We start from the raw sequence: 22,399 nt of genomic DNA on the forward strand, positions 1-22,399 counted from the left end.
TTGGTAATGAGTGAGCAAATAGCGAGTAAAGTAATAGCGGCACTTCAACACTGGTGGCAAAGCATTAATCATCGTGAAAAGGTGATGGTATCGATCTGCGGATTTTTAGTGACCGTTGCGATTATTTTTTGGGGAGTATTACAGCCGCTCAACGAGCGAAGTGTACAAGCCCAAAACCGAATTCAAACTGAGAAGCAACTGCTGACTTGGGTTACTGACAGTGCAGATAAAATAACGGCTTTGCGTAAACAAGGTGGTGTGGTGCGAACTTCTACGCCGCTGAATCAAGTGATCACGACCTCTACTCGTCAATTTAAGATTGAGCTAATTCGCATGCAGCCTCGCGGAGAGATGATGCAGGTGTGGATACAACCTGTTCCGTTTACTCAACTGGTTGCTTGGGTTGCCTACCTTAAAGAGCAACAAGGTGTGGATGTGGACTTTATGGATATCAAACGCGGCAAACAAGCCGGCGTGGTTGAAGTGCAGCGCTTACAGTTAAAACGAGGCGGTTAAGTTGAAAAAAGTTGTTGGCTACGGGATGGTGTTTGTTGCGGTATTCGTCACCAGTGCTTTCGTTCACCTTCCCGCACAGTTTGTGTTTAAGCACCTGCCATTACCTTCGCAATTGCAGGTAACTGGAGTTCAAGGTTCTATATGGCAAGGTCGAGCGGAGCAAGTACGTTGGCAGAATCGCAACTTCGGTGAGGTGAGTTGGCAGTTTAAGCCTTCGGCTTTGCTTGGGGCAAAAGCTGAAGCAGAAGTCCGCTTTGGTCGCGGCAGTGAACTGAGCTTACGTGGCAAAGGTACGATTGGTTACGGCTTAGCAGGTCTTTATGCTGAGAATACTCTGGTTTCTATTCCAGCGGATGTGGCTCTTCAACAAATGCCGATGGCTGTTCCTATTGTCGCTCAAGGCCAGTTGGAACTGTCGATCAAAGAGTACCTTTATCAAGCGCCATTCTGTTCAACTGCTCAGGGCGCAATCGCGTGGAGTTCCGCAAATGTGGAGTCGCCACTAGGCTCGTTAGAGTTGGCACAAGTGATTGCGGATATAGAGTGCAGTGGGAATACGTTGAAGCTCAAGGGCAGTCAAGAGAGTGCTCAAGTGAACAGCGAATTTTCAGCTCAGTTGAATCCTGACCGAACTTATCAGTCTGATGGCTGGTTTAAGGTGGGTGCAGAATTTCCTCAGCAGTTAGCACAGCAACTTAAATGGTTGCCTAAGCCTGATGCACAAGGTCGTTATGCGTTTAAGCGTCAAGGTCGCTTATAGCTAACCTAAAATGTATTGTGGCAAATGTGCAAAAGGCGAGAACTGGGTTCTCGCCTTTTTAACTTCAAACTCGCTTGATTAGCATTTCAATATTTTATCCCAAGGAAGGTCCGCATCGCCTAACACGATGAAATTCGGATTCTCCAAGGTTTCTCTCTCATTGTATGAAAGCGGTTTTAGGTTGGTATTTAAAATACGTCCGCCAGCTTCTTCAACAATACATTGTGTCGCTGCGGTATCCCACTCACCGGTTGGACCCAAGCGTAAGTAACAGTCCACTGCGCCTTCCGCCACTAAGCACGCTTTTAGCGCGGCAGAACCCAAAGGTACTAAATCATAGTTCCAAGCACTGCTGAGTTTGCTGGTGATGCGGTTGATGTCCTGACGACGACTGATAGCAATCGCAATCGACTGGTTAGGCAGTTCATGGGTGTGAGTACGGATGCGCAGGCTTTCAGACATATCAGGAATTTTCCATGCCCCTTTGCCAGCATAAGCGTAATAAGTCACGCCTGAAACCGGGCCATAGACCACACCCATCACTGGTTTGTTGTGTTCAACTAAAGCAATAATCGTAGCGAAATCGCCGCTGCGAGCGATGAACTCTTGAGTACCATCTAACGGATCTACCAGCCAGTATCTCTGCCAAGTCTCACGAGTTTGCAAACTGATATCTGCGTCTTCTTCAGAGAGAATTGGAATATCCGGTGTTAACTCTTTCAAACGTTCCATCACCAGTTTGTGTGCAGCTAGGTCTGCGCTGGTGACAGGGGTTTCGTCTTTCTTCGTAAAGGCTTGGTAAGATTTTTTCTCGTAGATATCGAGGATCAGTTGACCGGCAGAGCGAGCAATTTCGATGACGTCTGGTAATAGATGAGAGAGATCTTTGGCTGTTGGCATAATCTTTCCTATAACTCTGGCGGTAATTATTGTAAGTAACGCAGAGTAAGCATCAGGGCGGTGATACTGCGAGCTTCACAGAAATCTAAATGAGTAAGCAGCTCTTCAGCTTGGGCTAAAGGCCAGCGAACCACTTGAAGAGGCTCGGGTTCATCACCTTCCAATTGTTCAGAGTATAGATCTTGTGCAATAAAGAGCGTCATTTTGCTCGAAAAATAAGAGGGAGCCAGTACCACTTCTTTTAACGCGGTAAGTTTGTGTGCGCCGACGCCAACTTCTTCTTTCATTTCACGGTTTGCTGCTGCTTCGGCAGTTTCTCCCGGATCAATCAGACCTTTTGGAAAGCCTAATTCATAGCGCTCTGTTCCGGCACAGTATTCGCGGACTAATAACAGGTCACCTTGTTCGGTCACAGGAACCATCATCACAGCATTCCGGCCGCTGGGTTTCATTCGTTCGTAAGTGCGTTGTTCTCCATTTGAAAAACGAAGATCGAGTGCTTCGATAGAAAATAGCTTTGACTTAGCCACTACGTTCTTGGCGAGAATCTCCGGTAATTTGGATGACATTCACTTACTCCTTCACTGCATTAGTTTTCTTACTATATGAGAAAATGTCTCAACTTAAAATATCACTTTCATCGCTGACAGAAATAAAACCTGTTGGAAAGAAGAAACCGCTGGAAATAAAAAAAGCTGATGCTTGTTGGCATCAGCTTTTCTGTCGTGACTCATTAGTAGTATGAGTGGTCACCACGGTCATGCTCTGTTGCGTCGCGAACGGCAGTAAGTTCACCTTCGAACTGAGCCAGTAGCTCTTTCTCAATACCTTCTTTTAAGGTGACATCGACCATTGAACAGCCGTTACAGCCGCCACCAAAGGCAACAATTGCAACGCCTTCATCGGTGATTTCAACTAGGCTAACGTGGCCGCCGTGACCTGCAAGTTGTGGGTTCACTTGAGTTTGAATCGCATATTCAACACGCTCAATCAGACTTGCATCGTCAGACACTTTACGCATTTTCGCGTTTGGTGCTTTAAGCGTTAGCTGTGATCCCATTTTGTCGGTAACAAAATCAATCAGCGCATCTTCAAGGAAAGGTAGGCTTAGCTCGTCAACATAAGCAGAGAACTCGCTAAATGGAATCTCAGTATCAGTAGCTTCAACCGCTTCTGGTGGGCAGTAAGAAACGCCACATTCAGCGTTTTGTGTTCCTGGGTTTACGACAAAAACACGAATGTTTGTGCCTTCAGGTTGCTGAGAAAGCAGTTTTGCAAAGTGAGACTGAGCTGATTCAGTGATAGTTATAGTGTTAATATTTGACACGACGAATACCTGAGTGCATTTGTAGGTTATTTGGTCACCATTCTACTCCTGTGATTAGAAGAATCCAGCCCTTTTGATTTCAAGCTAGGGCTTTACCTATGATCTTCTGGCTCTGGAGTGCGGCATATGCAGTAAATATCAATCCTTTCGACGCCCACTTCAAGTAGCAGTTGACATAAATGCTGCACAGTACTCCCTGTGGTGACAACATCGTCTACGATTCCAACATGAAGGCTGTTGGGATGAGAGTTGAGACGAAAGGCCTTAGTTAAATTACGTTTACGTTGAGCCTTGCTTAGTCCCTGCTGTGATTGGGTGTTGAGTTCTCGGCAAAACAGTTTCGTTTGATGTTTAACTCCCAGATATGCTGCCAAGTGCTTGGCAATCAGGTCACTTTGATTAAACCCTCTGCGCAGATATCGCTGCCAATGCAAGGGGACACTGGTTATCACGGGAGCCGGAGTATCAATACATCCAGAGAGACGTTTCGCGAGCGGTTGCGCTTGCCAGAACTGACGCTGATATTTGAGCTGATGGATACTATTGCTTAACGGGAACTGATAATCACCGATACAATATAATCTGTGCCAAGGTGGTGGTTTTGAAAGGCATTGACCACACATGTCTACGGGTGTCAGCGTCGCTAAACCGCAACGTTGGCAGCGAGGTGTAGAGGCATACCAAACCTCACAGGCAGAACAGACACCGTAAGGATCTGCGTTATTTAATGGCAACTTACAAATGGGGCATTGCGGGAATAGCCAATGGGCGGTCTTGCTCTTGAATTTCAACAGCGTAGCTTTTTGAAACCAATCGGATAACATGCTTTTTGCCTCAAAAAGAAGGAATCAATACCTTGTGCCTTCTGTAAAATGGATTGAATGAATAAAGTAGGAGAGAGTGTGACTATGACTTCAGAGTTGTACTGGCAAGTCAGTGGTAGTGGGACAGACATCGTATTAGTGCATGGCTGGGGAATGAATGGCGCAGTTTGGCAACAAACAGTAGATGTTCTTGAGACTCAGTTTCGTGTTCACGTTGTCGATCTACCGGGATATGGTCACAGTGCAAATTGTCATGCTGAAAACCTTGAAGAGATCGCTCAGGCTCTGATGGTTCAGGCACCTAAAAGTGCGATTTGGATTGGTTGGTCACTTGGTGGACTCGTCGCGACCCATATGGCGCTTCATCATAGCGATTACATCAGCAAGCTGGTGACAGTTGCCTCTTCACCAAAGTTTGCAGCAGAAAAACCATGGCGTGGTATTCAACCCAATGTGCTTGCGGCATTTACGGATCAGTTGGTTGAGGATTTTCAGCTCACCATTGAACGCTTTATGGCTTTGCAGGCAATGGGCAGCCCATCCGCAAGACAAGATGTGAAGACTCTGAAGCAAGCGGTGTTGTCACGTCCAACACCGAATCCTAAAGCTCTGTTGGCTGGGCTGAAAATGCTCGCTGATGTCGATTTACGTGAACAACTGCCTCATATTTCTGTTCCTATGTTGCGCTTATACGGGCGTTTAGACGGTCTGGTACCAATTAAAGTCGCGCAAGATTTGCAGCAAGTTGTACCACACAGCGAACAATACATTTTCACCGAATCTTCCCATGCGCCGTTTATGACCGAACTGGATGCTTTCTGTCAGCAGTTGATCACATTTGCCCGTAGTTAATAGTTAAAAAGAAGCTAGCTATCTGATATGAATATGTTTTCTTTTTGTGCTAAATATTTACACGAATTGGTCGATAAATAAGCTAACCCGATGAAACAAAGTAAAGCTCTGTTTTATTGGGCTGGGCGATACTGAGGAGGTTTCGGCTATGATTGTGTCACCGACTAACGTTAGTGTGCCACTTATCGCCCCATCAGTGAACGTTCAGACTGAACAGGTTGCTCGAGATAATAAAGTTCGAGAGCCTGTGATGCCGACCGTTGAGCTGGTTAAAACCAACTCGGAACGTAATGTAAGAGCTGATGATAAAAGGCGAAAGCGGGCGTCGTGGGATCCGTCAGAGCATCCAGATTATGATGTGGTGACTGAACATGAAGCACAATCCTCTTATCAAGAAGAGCGACACAGCGAACTAGATAGGCTATTTGAGCTGTTAGCACTCGCCACATATAGTGAAGAGCAGGGTAAAGGCTATGCAATGCGGTTTCGTTTACCGAAACGTGTCATTGATGATGCGGTAACTGCTGGAAAAATGGCTCGAAGGCGTACTGTAATTAAGTATCACTATGGTCACGCTGTAGCGCCAAATATTCCGTCAGAAGTGATCGCGATATTATGAATATCGTCATTTCTCAGCAGACAAAATAAAATCCCCATAGCAAATGCGATGGGGATTTTTATTTGTAGCGATAAATTCTTTTGTTTTGAAATGAAGGCTCGGGGTTCACTTAGGAGCGTTAGCGCTTCGCTTTAGCAAAAGCGTCTGCAAAGGCGCTATTAAATCCACCACCTTGAGATCTATTTCCTTGGGAAGAACGGTTGTTTCCGCGTGGTTGATTGCCTCTAGGTTGATTCCCCTTAGGTTGATCTCCCCTTGACTGAGCGTTGTCAGAATGTGCTGGACGACTGTCTTGACCCGGTTCATCGTTCAGGCGCATAGAAAGCGCGATACGTTTACGCTGGACATCTACTTCCATCACTTTGACTATAACGATATCGCCAGCTTTCACCACTTCACGTGGATCGGATACATAACGATCGGTCAGCGCAGAGATATGCACTAAGCCATCTTGGTGAACACCAATATCCACAAAGGCACCAAAGTTCGCCACGTTAGACACGACGCCTTCCAGCACCATACCCGGTTCAAGATCAGAAACTTTGGTAACACCATCAGCAAAAGTGGCTGTTTTAAACTCAGGACGAGGGTCGCGTCCCGGCTTATCAAGCTCTTTAATGATGTCGCTAACGGTTGGCACACCAAAGTTTTCATCGGTGTAATCCACGGCACGTAAACGACTGAGGAAATCACTGTTACCAATCAAAGCTTTAATGTCTTGCTTGTTTTTTTCAGCAATGTTTTTCACCACAGGATAGGCTTCAGGGTGAACAGCTGATGCATCAAGCGGGTTTTTGCCATTCATAATGCGCAGGAAGCCAGCACACTGCTCAAAAGCTTTTGGCCCTAAACGCGCGACCTTCTTAAGATCAGTACGAGCATTGAAACGACCATTTTCATCACGGTAGTCGACAATGTTCTGCGCTAGCACAGTTGAAAGGCCAGCAACACGAGTTAACAGAGCTGGAGAAGCGGTATTCACATCCACGCCGACGGCGTTTACACAGTCTTCAACAACCGCGTCCAGACGCTTTGCCAACAGAGATTGGCTCACATCGTGCTGATACTGACCGACACCGATTGATTTCGGATCAATTTTCACCAACTCAGCCAGCGGGTCTTGTAGACGACGAGCAATTGATACTGCACCGCGCAAAGACACATCCATATTCGGAAATTCTTTTGCTGCTAACTCAGAGGCCGAATAAACCGAAGCGCCCGCTTCGCTGACCATGATTTTTTGCACTTTCAGGCCATCACGTTTGATCATCTCAGCCGCAAAGGAATCGGTTTCACGAGAAGCAGTACCGTTACCAATCGCAATCAAATCTACGTTATGTTTTTTGACTAATGCTGATACCGTCTGCATTGCACGGTCATATTGGTTTTGCGGTTGGTGCGGGTAAATGGTATCTGTCGCAAGCACTTTACCGGTTGAATCAACCACCGCCACTTTACAGCCAGTTCGTAAACCCGGGTCTAAACCTAAGGTAGCGCGAGGACCAGCAGGTGCCGCCATGAGCAGGTCTTTCAGGTTAGTTGCGAAAACGTTGATGGCTTCGATTTCAGCACGCTCTTTCATTGTGCCCATTAGCTCGGTTTCCATATGCATAGAAACCTTGATACGCCATGCCCAGCTAATGACTTGCTTGCGCCAAGCGTCTGCTGGTGCTTGGCTTAAGTGAATGCCGTAATGTTCCGCAATAATGGTTTCACAATGAGACTGACGTGCGATTTCCTCAAGCTCTGGATCTGCATTTAGAGTCAGGGTTAAGAAACCTTCGTTACGTCCTCGAAGCATTGCCAACGCGCGGTGAGACGGCACTTTGCTCACAGGTTCTTGGTGCTCAAAGTAGTCTTTGAATTTCTCACCTTCTTGCTCTTTCCCTGCAACCACGCGAGAAACCAGCTCAGCATTACGAGTCAAGTGACGGCGGATTTTCTCCAGCAAGTCTGCATCTTCAGCAATACGTTCCATGATGATGGCGCGAGCACCATCCAGAGCCGCTTTGGTGTCTTCGATACCTTTGTCTGCGGCAATATAGAGCGCAGCTTCAGATTCTGGATCTGTCTGTGGCTCATTCCACAGCTTGTCTGCTAAAGGTTCTAAACCTGCTTCGATCGCGATCTGACCTTTGGTTCGACGTTTTGGTTTGTATGGCAGATACAGGTCTTCAAGGCGGGTTTTGCTGTCAGTTTCAGAAATGGCTTTCTCTAATTCAGGTGTCAGTTTGCCCTGATCCTGAATCGATTTAAGAATGGTTTGACGGCGGTCTTCAAGTTCACGCAAATAAGACAGTCGACTATCCAGAGTACGCAGTTGGGTATCATCCAGACCACCAGTCACTTCCTTACGGTAACGAGCGATAAAAGGAACTGTGTTGCCATCATCAATTAGGTTGACGGCTGCGATGACTTGCTCTGAGCGAACGTTTAGCTCATTGGCAATCAAGTGGCAGATAGCTTTGCTCATCCGTAGATCTCTTTAATTCATTGGTACTAATAGGGCTATATGGGGCTGTGAAACCGAAATTTCCAGTCTTGAACTATATGCGGCTTCACTGTTTGAAAATATTAATCTTGGTATCGAATAGAGTTGACGAACCACTCTTTCGGTCCTTCAGGTGTGTGAACAACAAACTCATCGTCCACCTCTTTTTTCAGCAGTGCACGAGCCATTGGTGAGTCAATGGAAATATAACCTTTCGCATCGCCGTAGATTTCATCAGGACCGACTATACGAAATGCTTTTGAATCGCCATTTTCGTTTTCAATTTCTACCCAAGCGCCAAAGAACACTTTGCCTTCTTGCTGTGGTGAGTAGTCTACGACTTTTACCTGCTCAAGACGTTTGCGCAGGTAACGAACACGACGATCTATTTCACGCAATCGTTTCTTGTTGTACTGGTAGTCAGCGTTCTCGCTGCGGTCACCTAGGCTGGCTGCCCAAGTCACTTTTTTGTTACTTCAGGGCGTTCTTCGCGCCATAATGTATCCAGTTCTTTTTTTAGACGATCAAAGCCTTCACGTGTAATAAGGTTTGTCTTCATGTTCCTGACTTATGGTAATTGCAACTGGCTGCTACATTAGCTAAAAAAGAAATAAACGTTAACAATTCTTTGAATTACTTTCGTCAGAACGGTGTTACATTTCACTATCCCAGAAGTGTATGGGGTCGAATAACGAAATAGGTAGGGCGTAAATGCAAGAAAACTTTAAAGTCTTAGTGGTCGATGACGATGCACGTCTGCGTGCGCTGTTGGAACGTTACTTATCTGAGCAAGGCTTCCAAGTTAGAAGTGTTGCGAACAGTGAGCAAATGGACCGCCTATTAACTCGTGAAACCTTCCATATCATGGTGCTGGATTTGATGTTGCCTGGGGAAGACGGATTATCTATCTGTCGTCGTCTGCGCAATTCAAACAATATGATTCCTATTCTGATGCTGACAGCGAAAGGCGATGAGATCGACCGTATCGTTGGCCTAGAAATCGGCGCGGATGATTACCTGACCAAGCCTTTTAACCCGCGTGAGCTATTAGCGCGTCTTAAAGCGGTATTGCGTCGTCAAACTATTGAAGCACCGGGAGCGCCAAGCTCTGAAGAGTCTTTGGTGGAGTTCGGTGAGTTTCGCCTGAACCTAGGTACTCGTGAAATGTTCCGTGGTGAAGAGCCAATGCCTTTGACCTCAGGTGAATTCGCCGTACTGAAAGCGCTGGTGATGAATGCACGTGAGCCGTTATCTCGTGATAAGTTGATGAACATGGCTCGTGGTCGTGAATACTCGGCAATGGAACGTTCAATCGACGTACAAATTTCTCGTTTACGTCGTATGCTGGAAGTTGACCCAAGTAAACCACGCTACATTCAGACTGTGTGGGGCTTAGGTTATGTATTCGTTCCCGACGGTAAATTAAACTAAGCGTAAGTTTAACTTATGCTGCTGTATCCACGCGTCGGCTGATTAAACTCAATGGCGCGTGTTATCTCTCTTCTCTACGCGCGCCTTTATCTGTAATTTTCATTGACGGTAAACCTCTGTCTGCAACAATCAGTATGTGACTTCGGGCTGTAGGTCACACTGGTCTGTCAAAGCAGTTTGAACAACTCGTCGATAAAAACATAGGCAAAATATGCGTATTCGTAGCTCGTTTACTCAATCCATTCTTCTCTTTTTAAGCCTGCTCATTGCCAGTCAGGTTTACTCGTATTACGCCGTTTTTAATTACGCGCTGATGCCAAGCTTAAAGCAGTTCAACAAAATCCTCAGTCATGAAATCAATCTGATGCTTGATGATACGGTCAATCAAGATACGGGCGTGCCGATGGATGCACTTTTACGTCGTCGTGTTCTCGAACAACTTGGGGTGACCATTCATCCTGAAGACAGCCCGATTGCCAGTGAATTTGAGCATGCAGTTAGTATTGATCTAATGAGCGAAGATATGAGTCTGGAACTGGGTTCGCCCACGGAAGTTCGTATGATGTCTGGTGCAGAAAGTTATGTTTTGTGGATGAAAATCGAGGCGATACCGGGACAATTACTTCGAATTCCTTTATCTGAGTTACGTGAAAAGGATTTTTCTCCTCTATTCCGTAACAGCATTATCATGGCATTAATGATTATTTTTGGCGGCTGGTTGTTTATCCGTATGCAGAACAGGCCGCTAATCGCTTTGGAAAAAGTGGCACAAGCTGTTGGTCGCGGGGAGGTTCCACCGCCATTGCCTGAAAGAGGCGCTTCTGAAATTCGCTCAGTAACACGAGCATTCAATCAGATGTCAAAAGGCATTCAGGCTTTGGAAGAAGACAGAGCCTTGTTGATGGCGGGTATCAGTCACGACTTACGTACGCCACTAACTCGTATTCGTCTTGCCACAGAAATGATGTCACCGGAAGACAGCTATCTGGCAGAAGGGATCATTAGTGACACTGAAGAGTGCAATGAGATCATCAGCCAGTTTATGGATTATTTAAAGCCAGTGAATAAGCAGACCTTCGAAGTCGTCAACGTGAATGATATTGCGCAGGACGTGGCAAGCTCTGAAGGGGGATACGAAGTGCAGATCGAAGTTGAACTGCACAAAGGCAAAGCGAATGCGTTTGGTAACCCCATCGCGATTAAGCGTGCGGTCAGTAACTTGGTGGTGAATGCCGTTCGTTACGGTAACGGCTGGGTGAGAGTCAGCTCTGGCGTGACTGCGGACAACAGTATGGTTTGGGTGTGTGTTGAGGATAACGGTCCCGGTATTGAACCAAGTCAGGTGAATAAGGTGTTTGAACCATTTACTCGTGGTGATACGGCTCGGGGTAGTGAAGGCACAGGTCTGGGGTTAGCCATTGTTAAGCGTATTATCAGTCAGCACAGAGGCTCTGTGGTGGTGAGTAATCGCAGCGAAGGCGGCTTACGAGCTCAGATTAGTTTTCCAACTAAATAGCTAATTAACTGAATATACAAGAAAAAGGCTCGCATAAACGCGAGCCTTTTTCTTATTTCAAGATTACAGATTACTAATCTAAAGCTTGTTCAAGTTCTTGTTCTGGCTGTTCTTTTCTTGCCGGTTTCGTTTCTGGTAGCAAAAGGTTCAACAAAATTGCTGTGATACCGCCAGCGGCAACACCTGTTGAGAAAATGCTTTTCACAAAGTCAGGCATGAACTGCAGAATTTCTGGCTTCTGAGCAATACCAAGACCCATAGAAAATGACAGAGCCATGATCAGAATTGCTCGGCGATCTAAATCCACACGAGCGATGATGCGAATACCCGCTGCGGCGATAGTCCCGAACATTACGATGGTAGCTCCGCCTAATACCGGTTCTGGAATCAGTTGTACAAAGCTAGCCACTCCTGGGAACAAACCTAGCAGCACTAACATACCAGCGATAAAGTAACCTACGTAGCGGCTAGCAACGCCAGTCAGTAGAATCACACCATTGTTCTGACTAAAGGTTGAGTTCGGAAAGCTGTTGAATACCGCAGCAATTGCAGAGTTGAGACCATCTGCCAATACACCACCTTTGATACGCTTCATGTAAACTGGACCTTTTACTGGCTCACCAGAAACTTCAGATGTAGCGGTAATATCTCCGATCGCTTCCAATGCCGTGATGAGGAAAATCAGCACCAATGGAATAAACAGCGACCAGTCGAAACTTAAGCCATATTGCATTGGTACAGGCAGAGCGATAAGTGCTGTCTCACTCATTTTGCTGGTATCAACCATACCCATGAAATAAGCCAAGGCGAGGCCAACAACCATCGCAATCACAATAGACGCTACGCGAATGTATGGGTTGCGAGCGCGATTAAGCAGAACGATGATGGCAAGAACGGTTCCCGCAAGGGCAAGTTTATCTAGGCTGCCAAAAGTGCCGTCACCCATCGCTGCGTAACCACCACCCATAGAGACTAAGCCTACTTGAATCAGTGTCAAACCGATCAATGTCACCACAATGCCTGATACTAGCGGAGTGATAACGCGCTGAGCGAATTCCAATACACGAGAAAGCAGAATTTCAGCAGAGGAAGCAACAAGGATGGTACCGAAAATAGCGGCCATCATAGTTTGAATATCTGCGCCGCCAGCTTTAAGCGCTAAGCCAGCACCAATGATTGGACCTAAGAAGTTAAAGCTGGTGCCTTGAATGGATAACAAGCCAGAGCCGATAGGACCAATGGTTCGAATTTGAATGAAAGAAGACACACCTGAGGCAAACAGTGACATGCTGATGATGGTGTTTGTTTCTGCTGCTGGTACGCCTAAACTTTGGCAAATAATAAGGGATGGCGTGATAACAGCTACAAACATAGCTAGCAGGTGCTGAAGAGCAGCGAATAAAGTGTGTGGCAAAGGTGGTCTGTCATTGAGTTGATAGACAAGATCGGACTTACGAGCCGCGTTTTCGGTTGTCATTTTTATTTTCCTAATTGAGTCGTACACAAAAATGCGCTGAATGGGCATTGCTTGTGGAGCAGAATGGTTGTCTGTGATTGCTGTTAATCAGATTCCGCTCTGGAAATTAGTCTTAAAAAAATAAGGCTAAATTTTGCGGCGATTATAGAGTAATAACTGTAAAAAGCAAACGTTTGCTTTAAGTTGGTGCAAAGGAAAATATGATGAATAAATTCAATGACTAAGCTTTCGCGTAAACGTCTCGTTCGCCAAGCCAACGATCAATAATTGCGGTTGCGTTTGTTGGATAATTGTCGTGAATATGACGAGCTATGCGCTTAACTTCTGGAATTAAGCGTTGATCTCGCACTAAATCTGCAATTTTGAAGTCAGCCAAACCGGTTTGCTTGGTACCGAGTAGTTCACCGGGACCACGAATTTCCAAATCTCGTTGCGCGATAACAAATCCATCGTTACTTTCGCGCAGTACACCTAGGCGTTTTTGCGCTGTTTTTGAAAGTGGCGCGTGGTACAGAAGTACACAATGACTGGCAACAGAGCCTCGGCCAACACGACCACGCAGCTGGTGGAGCTGGGCTAAACCAAGTCTCTCTGGGTTTTCGATGATCATCAAGCTTGAGTTGGGAACATCAACACCCACTTCAATCACAGTGGTGGCGACCAGAAGGTGCAGCTCATTATTTTTGAATGCCTGCATGACCTGTTGCTTCTCGGCTGGTTTCATTCTGCCGTGCACTAAACCGATTTTGACATCAGGCAGTTTGTGTTGCAGCTCTTCCGCAGTGTCTGCTGCGGCTTGCGCTTCTAAGACTTCTGATTCATCAATCAGAGTACATACCCAGTAAGCTTGCTTACCTTCATTCAGACAAGCATTACGTACTCGTTCAACGATATCATCGCGTTTGGTATCCGGAATTGCGACGGTTTGAATCGGTGTTCTGCCCGGAGGAAGTTCATCGATAATTGAGGTTTCCAAATCCGCATACGCTGTCATCGCCAGCGTTCGAGGAATAGGGGTTGCTGTCATGATCAATTGATGCGGATACGCACCTTGTTTAGCGCCTTTTTCGCGTAGTTCCAAACGCTGGTGGACACCAAAACGGTGCTGCTCATCGATAATCACCAAGGCTAAATGATCGAATACCACGTGCTCTTGAAACAGTGCGTGAGTACCCACTACCATTTTTACTTCGCCACTGGCAATACGCGCGAGCTCGGCTTCTTTGGCTTTGCCTTTGAGTTTGCCTGCTAACCAGCCAACCTTGATACCCATAGCTTCAAACCACTGGCTGAAGTTAATGGCGTGCTGCTCTGCGAGCAACTCTGTTGGTGCCATCAAAGCGACTTGGTAGCCGTTTTCAATCGCTCTTGCTGCTGCTAGTGCCGCAACCAGTGTTTTACCTGAACCCACATCCCCTTGGACTAAACGCATCATTGGATGAGGTTTCTCAAGGTCTGCTTCTATCTCGTTAACCACGCGAGTCTGGGCATTGGTTGGTGAAAAAGGTAATTGTTCCAGCAATTGATTTTTCAGCGTGTCTGACGCTTTAAGAGGAAGGGCAACATCTTGCTGTCCTTTACTGCGAACCGCTAGCATTGAAAGGTTCTGTGCCAGTAGTTCTTCCATAATCAAGCGAATCTGTGCTGGGTGGCGACCATCATCAAACAGACTTAAATCGATATCCGATGGCGGACGATGAATGGTATGCAGTGCCTGAGCCAGAGTAATTTGATGATCGTATAAACCGGATGGAAGCAGTTCTTGCACTGCTGCTTTATCAAGTAGAGATAGCGCCTGATCAGTCAGGCTACGTAGAGTGAGCTGACGCAGACCTTCAGTGGTTGGGTAGACTGGCGTCAGGTTTGCTTCAACATCGGGTTTTTGCTCTGGGAAATAGAACTTGTATTCAGGGTGGATGATTTCCAACCCTGTATTGCCACGCTTAATTTCGCCGTAAGCGTGTACTAACTTACCTTCGGTAAAGTTGTTTTTAATCCCTGCGGTAAAGTTGAAGAAGCGCAGAGTCAACGTGCCGTTTCCGTCGCTGATTTTTACTGTCAGCATTTTACGACGGCCAAAGGTAGTATCGACCGCCATCACTTTACCTTGCACCGCCGCCCAAAGGCCAGGATGCAGTTTTACAATCGGGTAGATTCGAGTGCGGTCTTCATAACGCAACGGCAGGTGGAACAGCAAATCCTGTACGGTTATAAGCCCAACTTTCTCCAGTTTTTCGGCCACTTTTGCACCCACTCCGGAAAGTGAGGTTAATGGAATTGCTGATAAAAGCTGAGACATAATCAACCATTTAGCTGTTTGAAATAAGGGTTATTCAAACATTAAGCTGTGTTTTTGTACAGGGAAATTATTTGCTCTGCATCGCTTTCCACCAAGATTCATCCGCCACAATTTGGCCTTCATCATCCAGAGGTGGGTAAGGAAGCTTCTTGCGTTTAGCCACTTTGGCTAATACAGGATGACCACGTTCAAACAGAATTCGGTGAATGGTTTCTTCAGGAAGCGGGCTTTTTTCTTGCTGATACATGCCCGCAGCTTGGCGTTGACGTTGTGCTTCATACAGAATCAGTGCGCTAGCAACAGAAACGTTGAGTGATTGCACCATTCCGACCATAGGGATAACGATGTCTTGATCGGCCAGCTCAAGAGCTTGCTTTGAGATGCCCACTTTTTCGCTACCCACGATAATTGCTGTCGGTTTGGTGTAGTCGATTTCACGAAAATCCACCGCAGTTTCTGAAAGGTTGGTCACTAATACCTGCATGTTCTGCGCTTTTAGTGCTTTTACCGCATCTTGAATATTGTCGTGAGTGTCCACTTCGACCCAGTTACGAGCGCCTGCTGAGGTATGTCCAAGAGTTCGCATTTGCTTACTCGGCCAAACCGCATGGATTTTGTGTAATCCAATTGCATCTGCAGTACGAATGACCGCAGAGACGTTATTCGGCTTGTGTACTTCTTCTAAACATACCGTCAGATCAGGTTGGCGTGCTTTCAGCACCTCTTGAATTCGAGTGTAACGTTCTAAGTTCATAATAAATTTTCTATGCTTTATCCCTTTCCTACTTGAAGCTGCAGTGCTTTATGTTTTTGTATGGGGTCTACGTTCGTTCACCCCAATCACATAGTTTATTATGCTCATGGAGATTCACTCACTTGCCGCCTACCTGCAAATTTAAATAGTTTGGGTATAGTCTGTGGCTGGGAAAGGCTTACCACATTAAATAAAAAAGCCCTTGATAGGCCATATCAAGGGCTACATCGTTAGGTTACTTGAGCATCGGCGCTATTAGTGCCTTCTGCGTCTCACCTTCGGTGCATTTGGCATAGCACGAATCTTCTTCATAATACCAGCAAGATGAACACGATCTTTGGTGGTCAATACCACCGTCACAGTGTACAGACGACCATCACGTTCTTCTGTCGACAGACCATGAATATTGGAGCCTGTCTTGGAAATCACATTAGTCAACTCAGCTAGCGCGCCTTGGCGGTTTTGCATATCGACTTTCAGTTCAGTGATGAAGTCCTGATCGTAATCTTTGGTCCATTCCACTGCCATGTACTTATCAGGCTCTTTCTGATGCCCGCGTACGTTAGGACAGGTTTCACGGTGCACGACAAGGCCACGACCCGGAGAAACGTGTGCAATAATGTGGTCATCCGGAATTGGGTGACAACAGTTCGCAAAGGTTAACAGAATACCTTCTGCACCTCGGATCGGCAGTTTCTTCTTAGGTTGGCCGTCTTTGCTTTCTACTTCTGTTAATTCATCAGCATTGCCTAGCAGACGACGGGCAATCACGATACTCATCAATTCGCCAAGACCAATCGCGGCTAACAAATCATCAACGCTGGACAGTTTCAGATCGCTGAGAACATGCTGAATGCTCTCTTGGCTGATAGTAGTGATCGACTCTTCACCCAAGGCATGATTAAGCAGACGACGACCCAAGCTGACCGATTCTTCACGACGCATGGTCTTCAGAACCTGACGGATCTTAGTACGAGCACGTGAAGTCACTACGTAGTTGAGCCATGCTGCGTTTGGACGAGCACCCGGAGCACTGATAATTTCAACGGTCTGACCGTTTTTCAGAGGCTTACTTAATGGGTACGGGTTGCGATCAACACGAGTACCTACACAGGTGTTACCCACGTCGGTATGTACCGCATACGCGAAGTCTACAGCGGTTGCGCCAACAGGCAGTTCAACGATACGACCTTTAGGAGTGAAGACGTAAATCTCATCCGGGAAGAGATCAGACTTAACGTTTTCGATAAATTCGAACGAGTTACCTGCGCTTTGTTGTAGCTCAAGTAAGCTTTGCATCCAGCGCTGAGCTTTAATCTGTGCAGTGGTGCCAGTGCGGTCACCATTGGCTTTATATGACCAGTGTGCTGCCACACCTTTGTCTGCCATTTGATCCATGTCTTCGGTTCGAATCTGAACTTCAACCGGAACGCCGTGTGGACCTACCATCGAGGTATGCAGAGACTGATAGCCGTTCGCTTTCGGAACCGCAATATAGTCTTTCATGCGACCCGGACGTGGTTTATACAAGCTGTGTACTTGACCGAGTGCTCGGTAACAGGTGTCAGCGCTATCAACCACAACACGAAACGCATAGATATCCATAATTGTGTGGAAACGCTGCTCTTTGGTCTTCATCTTGTTGTAGATGGAGAAGAGGTTTTTCTCACGACCAAACACACGAGCCGGTAAGCCAACTTCTTGTAAGCGGCCTTCGATCTCACTGTGAATACGTTGGATCATCTCTTTACGGTTACCACGTGCCGCTTTTACGACTTCTTTCAGAACCCGATAACGGTTTGGATATAACGCTTCAAAACCCAGTTCTTCTAACTCAGTTTTGATGTTGTGAATACCTAAACGGTGGGCGAGTGGTGCGTAAATCTCTAGGGTTTCTCGGGCAATTCGACGTTTTTTATCCGGACGAAGAGCGCCTAGCGTGCGCATGTTATGCGTGCGGTCGGAGAGCTTAATAAGAATCACGCGGATGTCTTGCACCATAGCAAGAACCATTTTGCGGAAGTTCTCTGCTTGAGCTTCTTTGCGATCGCGGAATTTTAGTTTGTCGAGCTTAGATACACCGTCAACCAGTTCAGCCACGGCTTGACCAAATTGAGCTTCTAAATCTTCTTTGGTGACATCACAGTCTTCGATAACGTCGTGAAGGAGGGCTGCTTGTAGTGTTTCCAAATCCAAGCGCATTTCAGCCAGAATTCGAGCTACTGCCACTGGATGGATAATATAAGGTTCGCCGCTTGAGCGGGTTTGCCCTTCGTGGGCATCTCTTGCCACTATATAAGATTGGCGCAGAGCCTCAAGTTGAGGCTCTGTGAGATATTCCTGGGCAACGTCTTTGAGGCTATCGAATAGATACAAATTATAGGCCCGAGAGTTGTCTATTTTCTTACTTGCAGGGATTAACGGTTGTGAACAATGCTGCTCACTGCTGCTAATTCAGCTGCTTCTTGCTCTTGCTGCTCTTGACGCTCACGAGCGTCAAGTACGTCTTTAGTGATAAGACCTTCTTCGATTTCACGAAGAGCGATAACCGTTGGCTTATCGTTCTCTTCAGGCACAAGTGAATCTTTACCACCAGTTTGCATTTGACGAGCGCGGCGAGCCGCAATCAGAACTAGGTCGAAACGGTTGCCAACTTTTTCAACAGCGTCTTGAACAGTTACGCGTGCCATGAGAACTCCAATATAAACAAAAATGTTGAATGACGAGAAAGTATACAACCTTACGGTAGCGGTTTCTAGCTAGTAGGGTTGTTAATAATACGTTTAATTACTCTGCGAGTAGTGCTTTAAGCATACCTTTGTATTTTTCAGCTTGCTTATCTTGCTTTAATCGCTCTGCACGAATGATCGCTCTAAAATCGGTTAGGGCGGTATCGAAGTCATCATTAATGATGATGTAGTCGTATTCGTGGTAGTGAGAAATTTCAGATTTAGCTTCTGCCATACGCTTAGCAATAACAGCTTCGCTGTCTTGGCCACGTGCATTCAAACGACGTTCTAACTCACCGTTTGAGGGCGGAAGAATAAAGACACTCTTCGCTTTTGGCATTTGCTCACGGATTTGGCGAGCACCTTGCCAGTCGATATCTAAGAAGACATCAATACCTTTATTAAGGGTCTCTTCAATCCAGACACGTGAAGTACCGTAGTAGTTACCAAAGACTTCTGCGTATTCCAGAAATTCGCCTTTTTCGATCAACGCTTCAAAGTGTTCCTTCTGCACAAAATGGTAGTGAACACCATCTTGCTCACCCGGACGCATACCACGAGTAGTGTGCGACACGGATACTTTCATCGCATAGGCTGGGTTGTGTTCCAACATTTCTGCGATCAAGCTTGATTTACCTGCGCCGCTTGGTGCAGAGACAATATACAGAGTACCTTTGCCCATTTATTTGGTTCCACTTTGGTTTGGGATTGCGTGATCGGATTGTGCTCCGACACTCTTAAAGATAGCACTAGCTTAATTATTTCATCGAATTGACGAAATTTAGGCTAGAAAAATGGAGCGGAAGATTAGCATGATCTTGTGGATCTTCTCAAGGAAAAGGTCAAAAGTGGCGCAATTATTGACCCGTCAACGTCATTATTTCTAAGCAAACCAAGCTTATATATTTAACGGCGGTTGGAAAACGTTTGCTATTTTGTGAACTATTGCAGGCAAAATTGATTAATGTATAATCGCCGCCCTTAGCTCGGGAGAGCCAAATCTTCCGAATGACAATCAGTGAGAAGCGCAAGCTTCATTTGGGTTCCCTCGCCCCCAAATCAAACTAAAAAGGTACAATATGAGTAACTTTACCCCTGCGCAACAGCGCAAAGCCCTGACATTTCTGGTTCTGTTCCACTTAGTGATCATTGCATCAAGCAATTATCTGGTACAAATCCCGTTTACCGTATTCGGTTTGCATACCACTTGGGGCGCTTTCACTTTTCCATTTATCTTCTTAGCGACTGACTTAACGGTGCGTATTTTTGGTGCTGGCCTTGCGCGTAAAATCATTTTTTACGTAATGCTGCCTTCACTTGTGGTTTCGTATCTGCTTTCCGTAGTGTTCTATGAAGGTCAGTTCCAAGGTTTAGCCCCATTAAGCGAGTTAAACATGTTTGTCGCGCGTATCGCGATTGCAAGTTTCATGGCTTATCTACTTGGTCAGATCATGGATGTACATGTGTTTAACCGCTTACGTCAAATGAAGCAGTGGTGGGTAGCACCGACCGCATCAACACTATTTGGTAATGCTTTAGATACTGTCGCTTTCTTCGGTATTGCATTCTACCAAAGCCCAGATCCATTTATGGCAGAGCACTGGACGGAAATCGCTTTAGTCGATTACGGCTTTAAACTGGTGATCAGCCTTGGTTTATTTGTGCCTATGTATGGTGTGTTACTGAACTACCTGATCCGCAAACTGACTACAGTAAATCCAAGTTTTACTGCGGTGGATGCTAACGCTTAATTTGCACCGAACGAAAAAGAGAAAGCCCAAAGCAATGCTTTGGGCTTTTTTGTTATCGCTAGAGTTGAGACGCTTTCGCCCAACCTTTTTGCGTATTAATGGTCGTGAGCTGTGCCTGCACCTTTAGGGAAGCGGATTGACTCAACCATGTCTTGTACTTCAGTTGGTACTTCTGCAGTGAATTTATTCACCACGATAGAGACCACAAAGTTCAAACACATACCTAGAGTACCGATACCTTCTGGGCTGATGCCGAAGAACCAGTTGTCAGGTGTACTTGCTGCTGGGTTAATGAACTTGAAGTAGATGATGTACGCCGCTGTGAACACGATACCTGCAACCATACCTGCGATAGCACCTTCTTTGTTCATCTTCTTGTAGAAAATACCTAAGATGATGGCAGGGAAGAAGGATGCCGCGGCCAAGCCGAAGGCGAAGGCGACCACCTGCGCTACGAAGCCCGGAGGGTTGATGCCCAAGTAACCTGCGCCAACGATAGCCACAATTGCAGCCAGACGAGCGGCGAGCAGTTCTTGTTTATCGGTCATGTTTGGCTTGAAGCCTTTCTTCAACAAGTCATGAGAGATAGATGTAGAGATTACTAGTAGTAGACCTGCTGCTGTAGATAGTGCTGCAGCTAGGCCACCTGCTGCTAGTAGACCAACAACCCAGTTAGGAAGTTTAGCCAACTCAGGAGAAGCCAGTACGATGATGTCGCGGTTGATGTTCATCTCGTTACGAGCGTCACCAGAGTAGAACATACGACCATCGGCGTTTTTATCTTCCCATTTAACTAGACCAGTGCTTTCCCAGTTTTTATACCAGCTTGGTGCTTGTTCAGCAGGAACACCTTGCATATCAGAACCGTTAATCGTTTCGATTAGGTTTACGCGAGCAAACGCAGCAACACCCGGTGCAGTAGTATAAAGTAGCGAGATAAACAGTAGTGCCCAACCCGCAGAGATACGCGCATCACGTACTTTTGGTACTGTGAAGAAGCGAATGATTACGTGTGGAAGACCCGCAGTACCCACCATCAGTGCAGCACAGATGAAGAATACATCCACCATGCTCTTACTGCCTTCAGTGTACTGAGTAAAGCCAAGTTCTTGCGTTAGACCATCTAGTTTATCAAGCAGATAAACATCGGTTCCTGCGATGGTTGAACCCATACCAATTTGTGGTAGTGGATTGCCTGTCATCATGATTGACGTAAAGATTGCAGGTACAAGGAAGGCGAAAATGAGAACACAGAACTGAGCTACCTGCGTATAAGTGATGCCTTTCATGCCACCAAGTACAGCGTAGAAGAACACAATCGCCATACCGATAACGATACCAACGTTAATGTCTACTTCTAGGAAGCGAGAGAACACTACGCCTACACCGCGCATTTGGCCTGCAACGTAAGTAAACGAAATGAAGATCGCACAGAATACTGCAACCATACGAGCTGTTTTCGAGTAGTAACGCTCACCAATGAAATCTGGAACAGTGAACTGACCGAACTTACGTAGGTAAGGTGCTAAACATAGTGCCAACAGAACGTAGCCGCCTGTCCAACCCATTAGGTAAACCGTACCATCGTAACCGATGAATGAGATGATACCTGCCATTGAGATGAAAGATGCTGCTGACATCCAGTCTGCGGCTGTCGCCATACCGTTCGCTACAGGGTGTACACCGCCGCCAGCGACATAGAATTCACTGGTTGATCCCGCTCGAGCCCAAATGGCGATGCCAATGTAGAGAGCAAAAGAGAGACCAACAAGAATAAACGTCCAAGTTTGAATATCCATTTCTAAAACCTCTTAGTCTTCATGCACGTTATATTTCTTGTCGAGCGAGTTCATGCGCGCAACGTAAATAAAGATTAAAGCGACGAATGTGTAGATTGAGCCCTGTTGTGCAAACCAGAATCCAAGCTTAAAGCCGCCTAAATGAATGCTATTTAGCGCATCAACGAATAAAACGCCTGCGCCATAAGACACCAAGAACCACACTGCGAGCAGTGATCCCATAATCCCCAAGTTTTCTTTCCAGTAGGCTTGAGCATGTTCTGTAGATTCGAACGCCATGGCCTTCTCCTTCCTGTTAAGTGTTGTGTTAACGTAATGTTACGATTTATACATTAGCAGTGTTGAGGCAAGAGA

20 protein-coding genes and 1 pseudogene are annotated in these 22,399 nt (G+C 46.2%); 7 read left to right on the top strand and 14 right to left on the bottom strand.

Features of this window, described 5'->3' with window-relative positions; genetic code table 11:
* The first annotated feature begins 6 nt into the window (after positions 1-6).
* Positions 7-516 carry a type II secretion system protein M gene (locus tag P4S58_RS00180; protein WP_102962812.1) on the top strand — a complete coding sequence of 170 codons (510 nt, stop codon included), beginning with the start codon at positions 7-9 and terminating at the stop codon, positions 514-516.
* Between the two features lies 1 nt (position 517).
* Positions 518-1,276: a type II secretion system protein N gene (locus P4S58_RS00185; protein WP_102962813.1), complete on the top strand. Its 759-nt coding sequence runs from the start codon at positions 518-520 to the stop codon at positions 1,274-1,276.
* 78 nt (positions 1,277-1,354) lie between these two features.
* Here P4S58_RS00185 and cysQ read toward each other — a convergent pair whose 3' ends face one another.
* From cysQ to P4S58_RS00205, 4 genes are all read right to left on the bottom strand, one after another.
* Positions 1,355-2,176, bottom strand: coding sequence for a 3'(2'),5'-bisphosphate nucleotidase CysQ (gene cysQ, locus P4S58_RS00190; RefSeq protein WP_042484848.1), 822 nt, complete (start codon positions 2,174-2,176; stop codon positions 1,355-1,357).
* A gap of 26 nt (positions 2,177-2,202) precedes the next feature.
* Entirely contained in the window at positions 2,203-2,745 is a 543-nt protein-coding gene (gene nudE / locus P4S58_RS00195) for an ADP compounds hydrolase NudE (protein WP_102941256.1), read from the bottom strand.
* A 164-nt stretch (positions 2,746-2,909) separates the two neighbouring features.
* Positions 2,910-3,494 (bottom strand): Fe-S biogenesis protein NfuA, encoded by a 585-nt coding sequence (gene nfuA / locus P4S58_RS00200; protein WP_102954039.1) that lies wholly within the window; start codon positions 3,492-3,494, stop codon positions 2,910-2,912.
* A 101-nt stretch (positions 3,495-3,595) separates the two neighbouring features.
* Positions 3,596-4,327 (bottom strand): ComF family protein, encoded by a 732-nt coding sequence (locus tag P4S58_RS00205; protein WP_102962814.1) that lies wholly within the window; start codon positions 4,325-4,327, stop codon positions 3,596-3,598.
* A gap of 84 nt (positions 4,328-4,411) precedes the next feature.
* On the opposite strand from P4S58_RS00205, the gene bioH reads away from it, so the two are divergent.
* Together bioH and P4S58_RS00215 are read left to right on the top strand one after the other, a co-directional pair.
* Positions 4,412-5,179 carry a pimeloyl-ACP methyl ester esterase BioH gene (gene bioH / locus P4S58_RS00210; RefSeq protein WP_102962815.1) on the top strand — a complete coding sequence of 256 codons (768 nt, stop codon included), beginning with the start codon at positions 4,412-4,414 and terminating at the stop codon, positions 5,177-5,179.
* A 148-nt stretch (positions 5,180-5,327) separates the two neighbouring features.
* Positions 5,328-5,798, top strand: coding sequence for a hypothetical protein (locus tag P4S58_RS00215; protein WP_042484858.1), 471 nt, complete (start codon positions 5,328-5,330; stop codon positions 5,796-5,798).
* Positions 5,799-5,916: 118 nt separating this feature from the next.
* Here P4S58_RS00215 and P4S58_RS00220 read toward each other — a convergent pair whose 3' ends face one another.
* On the bottom strand, positions 5,917-8,271 hold the full coding sequence (locus tag P4S58_RS00220) for a Tex family protein (protein WP_102962816.1): 2,355 nt from the start codon (positions 8,269-8,271) through the stop codon (positions 5,917-5,919).
* A 101-nt stretch (positions 8,272-8,372) separates the two neighbouring features.
* Positions 8,373-8,848, bottom strand: a pseudogene (greB, locus tag P4S58_RS00225) (transcription elongation factor GreB).
* Between the two features lie 152 nt (positions 8,849-9,000).
* Here greB and ompR point away from each other — a divergent pair.
* Positions 9,001-9,720, top strand: coding sequence for an osmolarity response regulator transcription factor OmpR (gene ompR / locus P4S58_RS00230; protein WP_042484867.1), 720 nt, complete (start codon positions 9,001-9,003; stop codon positions 9,718-9,720).
* A gap of 211 nt (positions 9,721-9,931) precedes the next feature.
* On the top strand, positions 9,932-11,236 hold the full coding sequence (gene envZ, locus P4S58_RS00235; RefSeq protein WP_042484870.1) for a two-component system sensor histidine kinase EnvZ: 1,305 nt from the start codon (positions 9,932-9,934) through the stop codon (positions 11,234-11,236).
* A gap of 73 nt (positions 11,237-11,309) precedes the next feature.
* Here envZ and P4S58_RS00240 read toward each other — a convergent pair whose 3' ends face one another.
* The 6 genes from P4S58_RS00240 to gmk form a co-directional block, all read right to left on the bottom strand.
* A complete protein-coding gene (locus P4S58_RS00240) occupies positions 11,310-12,713 on the bottom strand; it encodes a uracil-xanthine permease family protein (protein ID WP_146029076.1) in 1,404 nt (467 codons plus the stop codon).
* Between the two features lie 220 nt (positions 12,714-12,933).
* Positions 12,934-15,012 (bottom strand): ATP-dependent DNA helicase RecG, encoded by a 2,079-nt coding sequence (recG, locus tag P4S58_RS00245; RefSeq protein WP_102962818.1) that lies wholly within the window; start codon positions 15,010-15,012, stop codon positions 12,934-12,936.
* A 67-nt stretch (positions 15,013-15,079) separates the two neighbouring features.
* Positions 15,080-15,766 carry a tRNA (guanosine(18)-2'-O)-methyltransferase TrmH gene (gene trmH, locus P4S58_RS00250; RefSeq protein ID WP_102941250.1) on the bottom strand — a complete coding sequence of 229 codons (687 nt, stop codon included), beginning with the start codon at positions 15,764-15,766 and terminating at the stop codon, positions 15,080-15,082.
* A gap of 255 nt (positions 15,767-16,021) precedes the next feature.
* The gene (spoT, locus tag P4S58_RS00255; protein WP_042484881.1) at positions 16,022-18,142 is read right to left on the bottom strand and encodes a bifunctional GTP diphosphokinase/guanosine-3',5'-bis pyrophosphate 3'-pyrophosphohydrolase; all 2,121 of its coding nucleotides are present in this window, start codon (positions 18,140-18,142) and stop codon (positions 16,022-16,024) included.
* 41 nt (positions 18,143-18,183) lie between these two features.
* Positions 18,184-18,456 (bottom strand): DNA-directed RNA polymerase subunit omega, encoded by a 273-nt coding sequence (gene rpoZ, locus P4S58_RS00260; RefSeq protein WP_004728487.1) that lies wholly within the window; start codon positions 18,454-18,456, stop codon positions 18,184-18,186.
* 97 nt (positions 18,457-18,553) lie between these two features.
* Positions 18,554-19,177 (bottom strand): guanylate kinase, encoded by a 624-nt coding sequence (gene gmk, locus P4S58_RS00265; RefSeq protein ID WP_042484885.1) that lies wholly within the window; start codon positions 19,175-19,177, stop codon positions 18,554-18,556.
* A gap of 397 nt (positions 19,178-19,574) precedes the next feature.
* Here gmk and P4S58_RS00270 point away from each other — a divergent pair, with 397 nt between their 5' ends.
* Positions 19,575-20,246, top strand: coding sequence for a 7-cyano-7-deazaguanine/7-aminomethyl-7-deazaguanine transporter (locus P4S58_RS00270; protein WP_102962819.1), 672 nt, complete (start codon positions 19,575-19,577; stop codon positions 20,244-20,246).
* A 95-nt stretch (positions 20,247-20,341) separates the two neighbouring features.
* Here P4S58_RS00270 and P4S58_RS00275 read toward each other — a convergent pair whose 3' ends face one another.
* Complete coding sequence (locus tag P4S58_RS00275) at positions 20,342-22,045, bottom strand: sodium:solute symporter family protein (RefSeq protein WP_102962820.1); 1,704 nt, start codon at positions 22,043-22,045, stop codon at positions 20,342-20,344.
* Between the two features lie 12 nt (positions 22,046-22,057).
* The gene (locus tag P4S58_RS00280; RefSeq protein WP_020329362.1) at positions 22,058-22,324 is read right to left on the bottom strand and encodes a DUF4212 domain-containing protein; all 267 of its coding nucleotides are present in this window, start codon (positions 22,322-22,324) and stop codon (positions 22,058-22,060) included.
* Positions 22,325-22,399: the final 75 nt, after the last annotated feature.

The sequence above is a fragment of the Vibrio sp. Hal054 genome, assembly GCF_037162405.1.
GTDB classification, from domain to species: Bacteria; Pseudomonadota; Gammaproteobacteria; order Enterobacterales; family Vibrionaceae; genus Vibrio; species Vibrio diazotrophicus.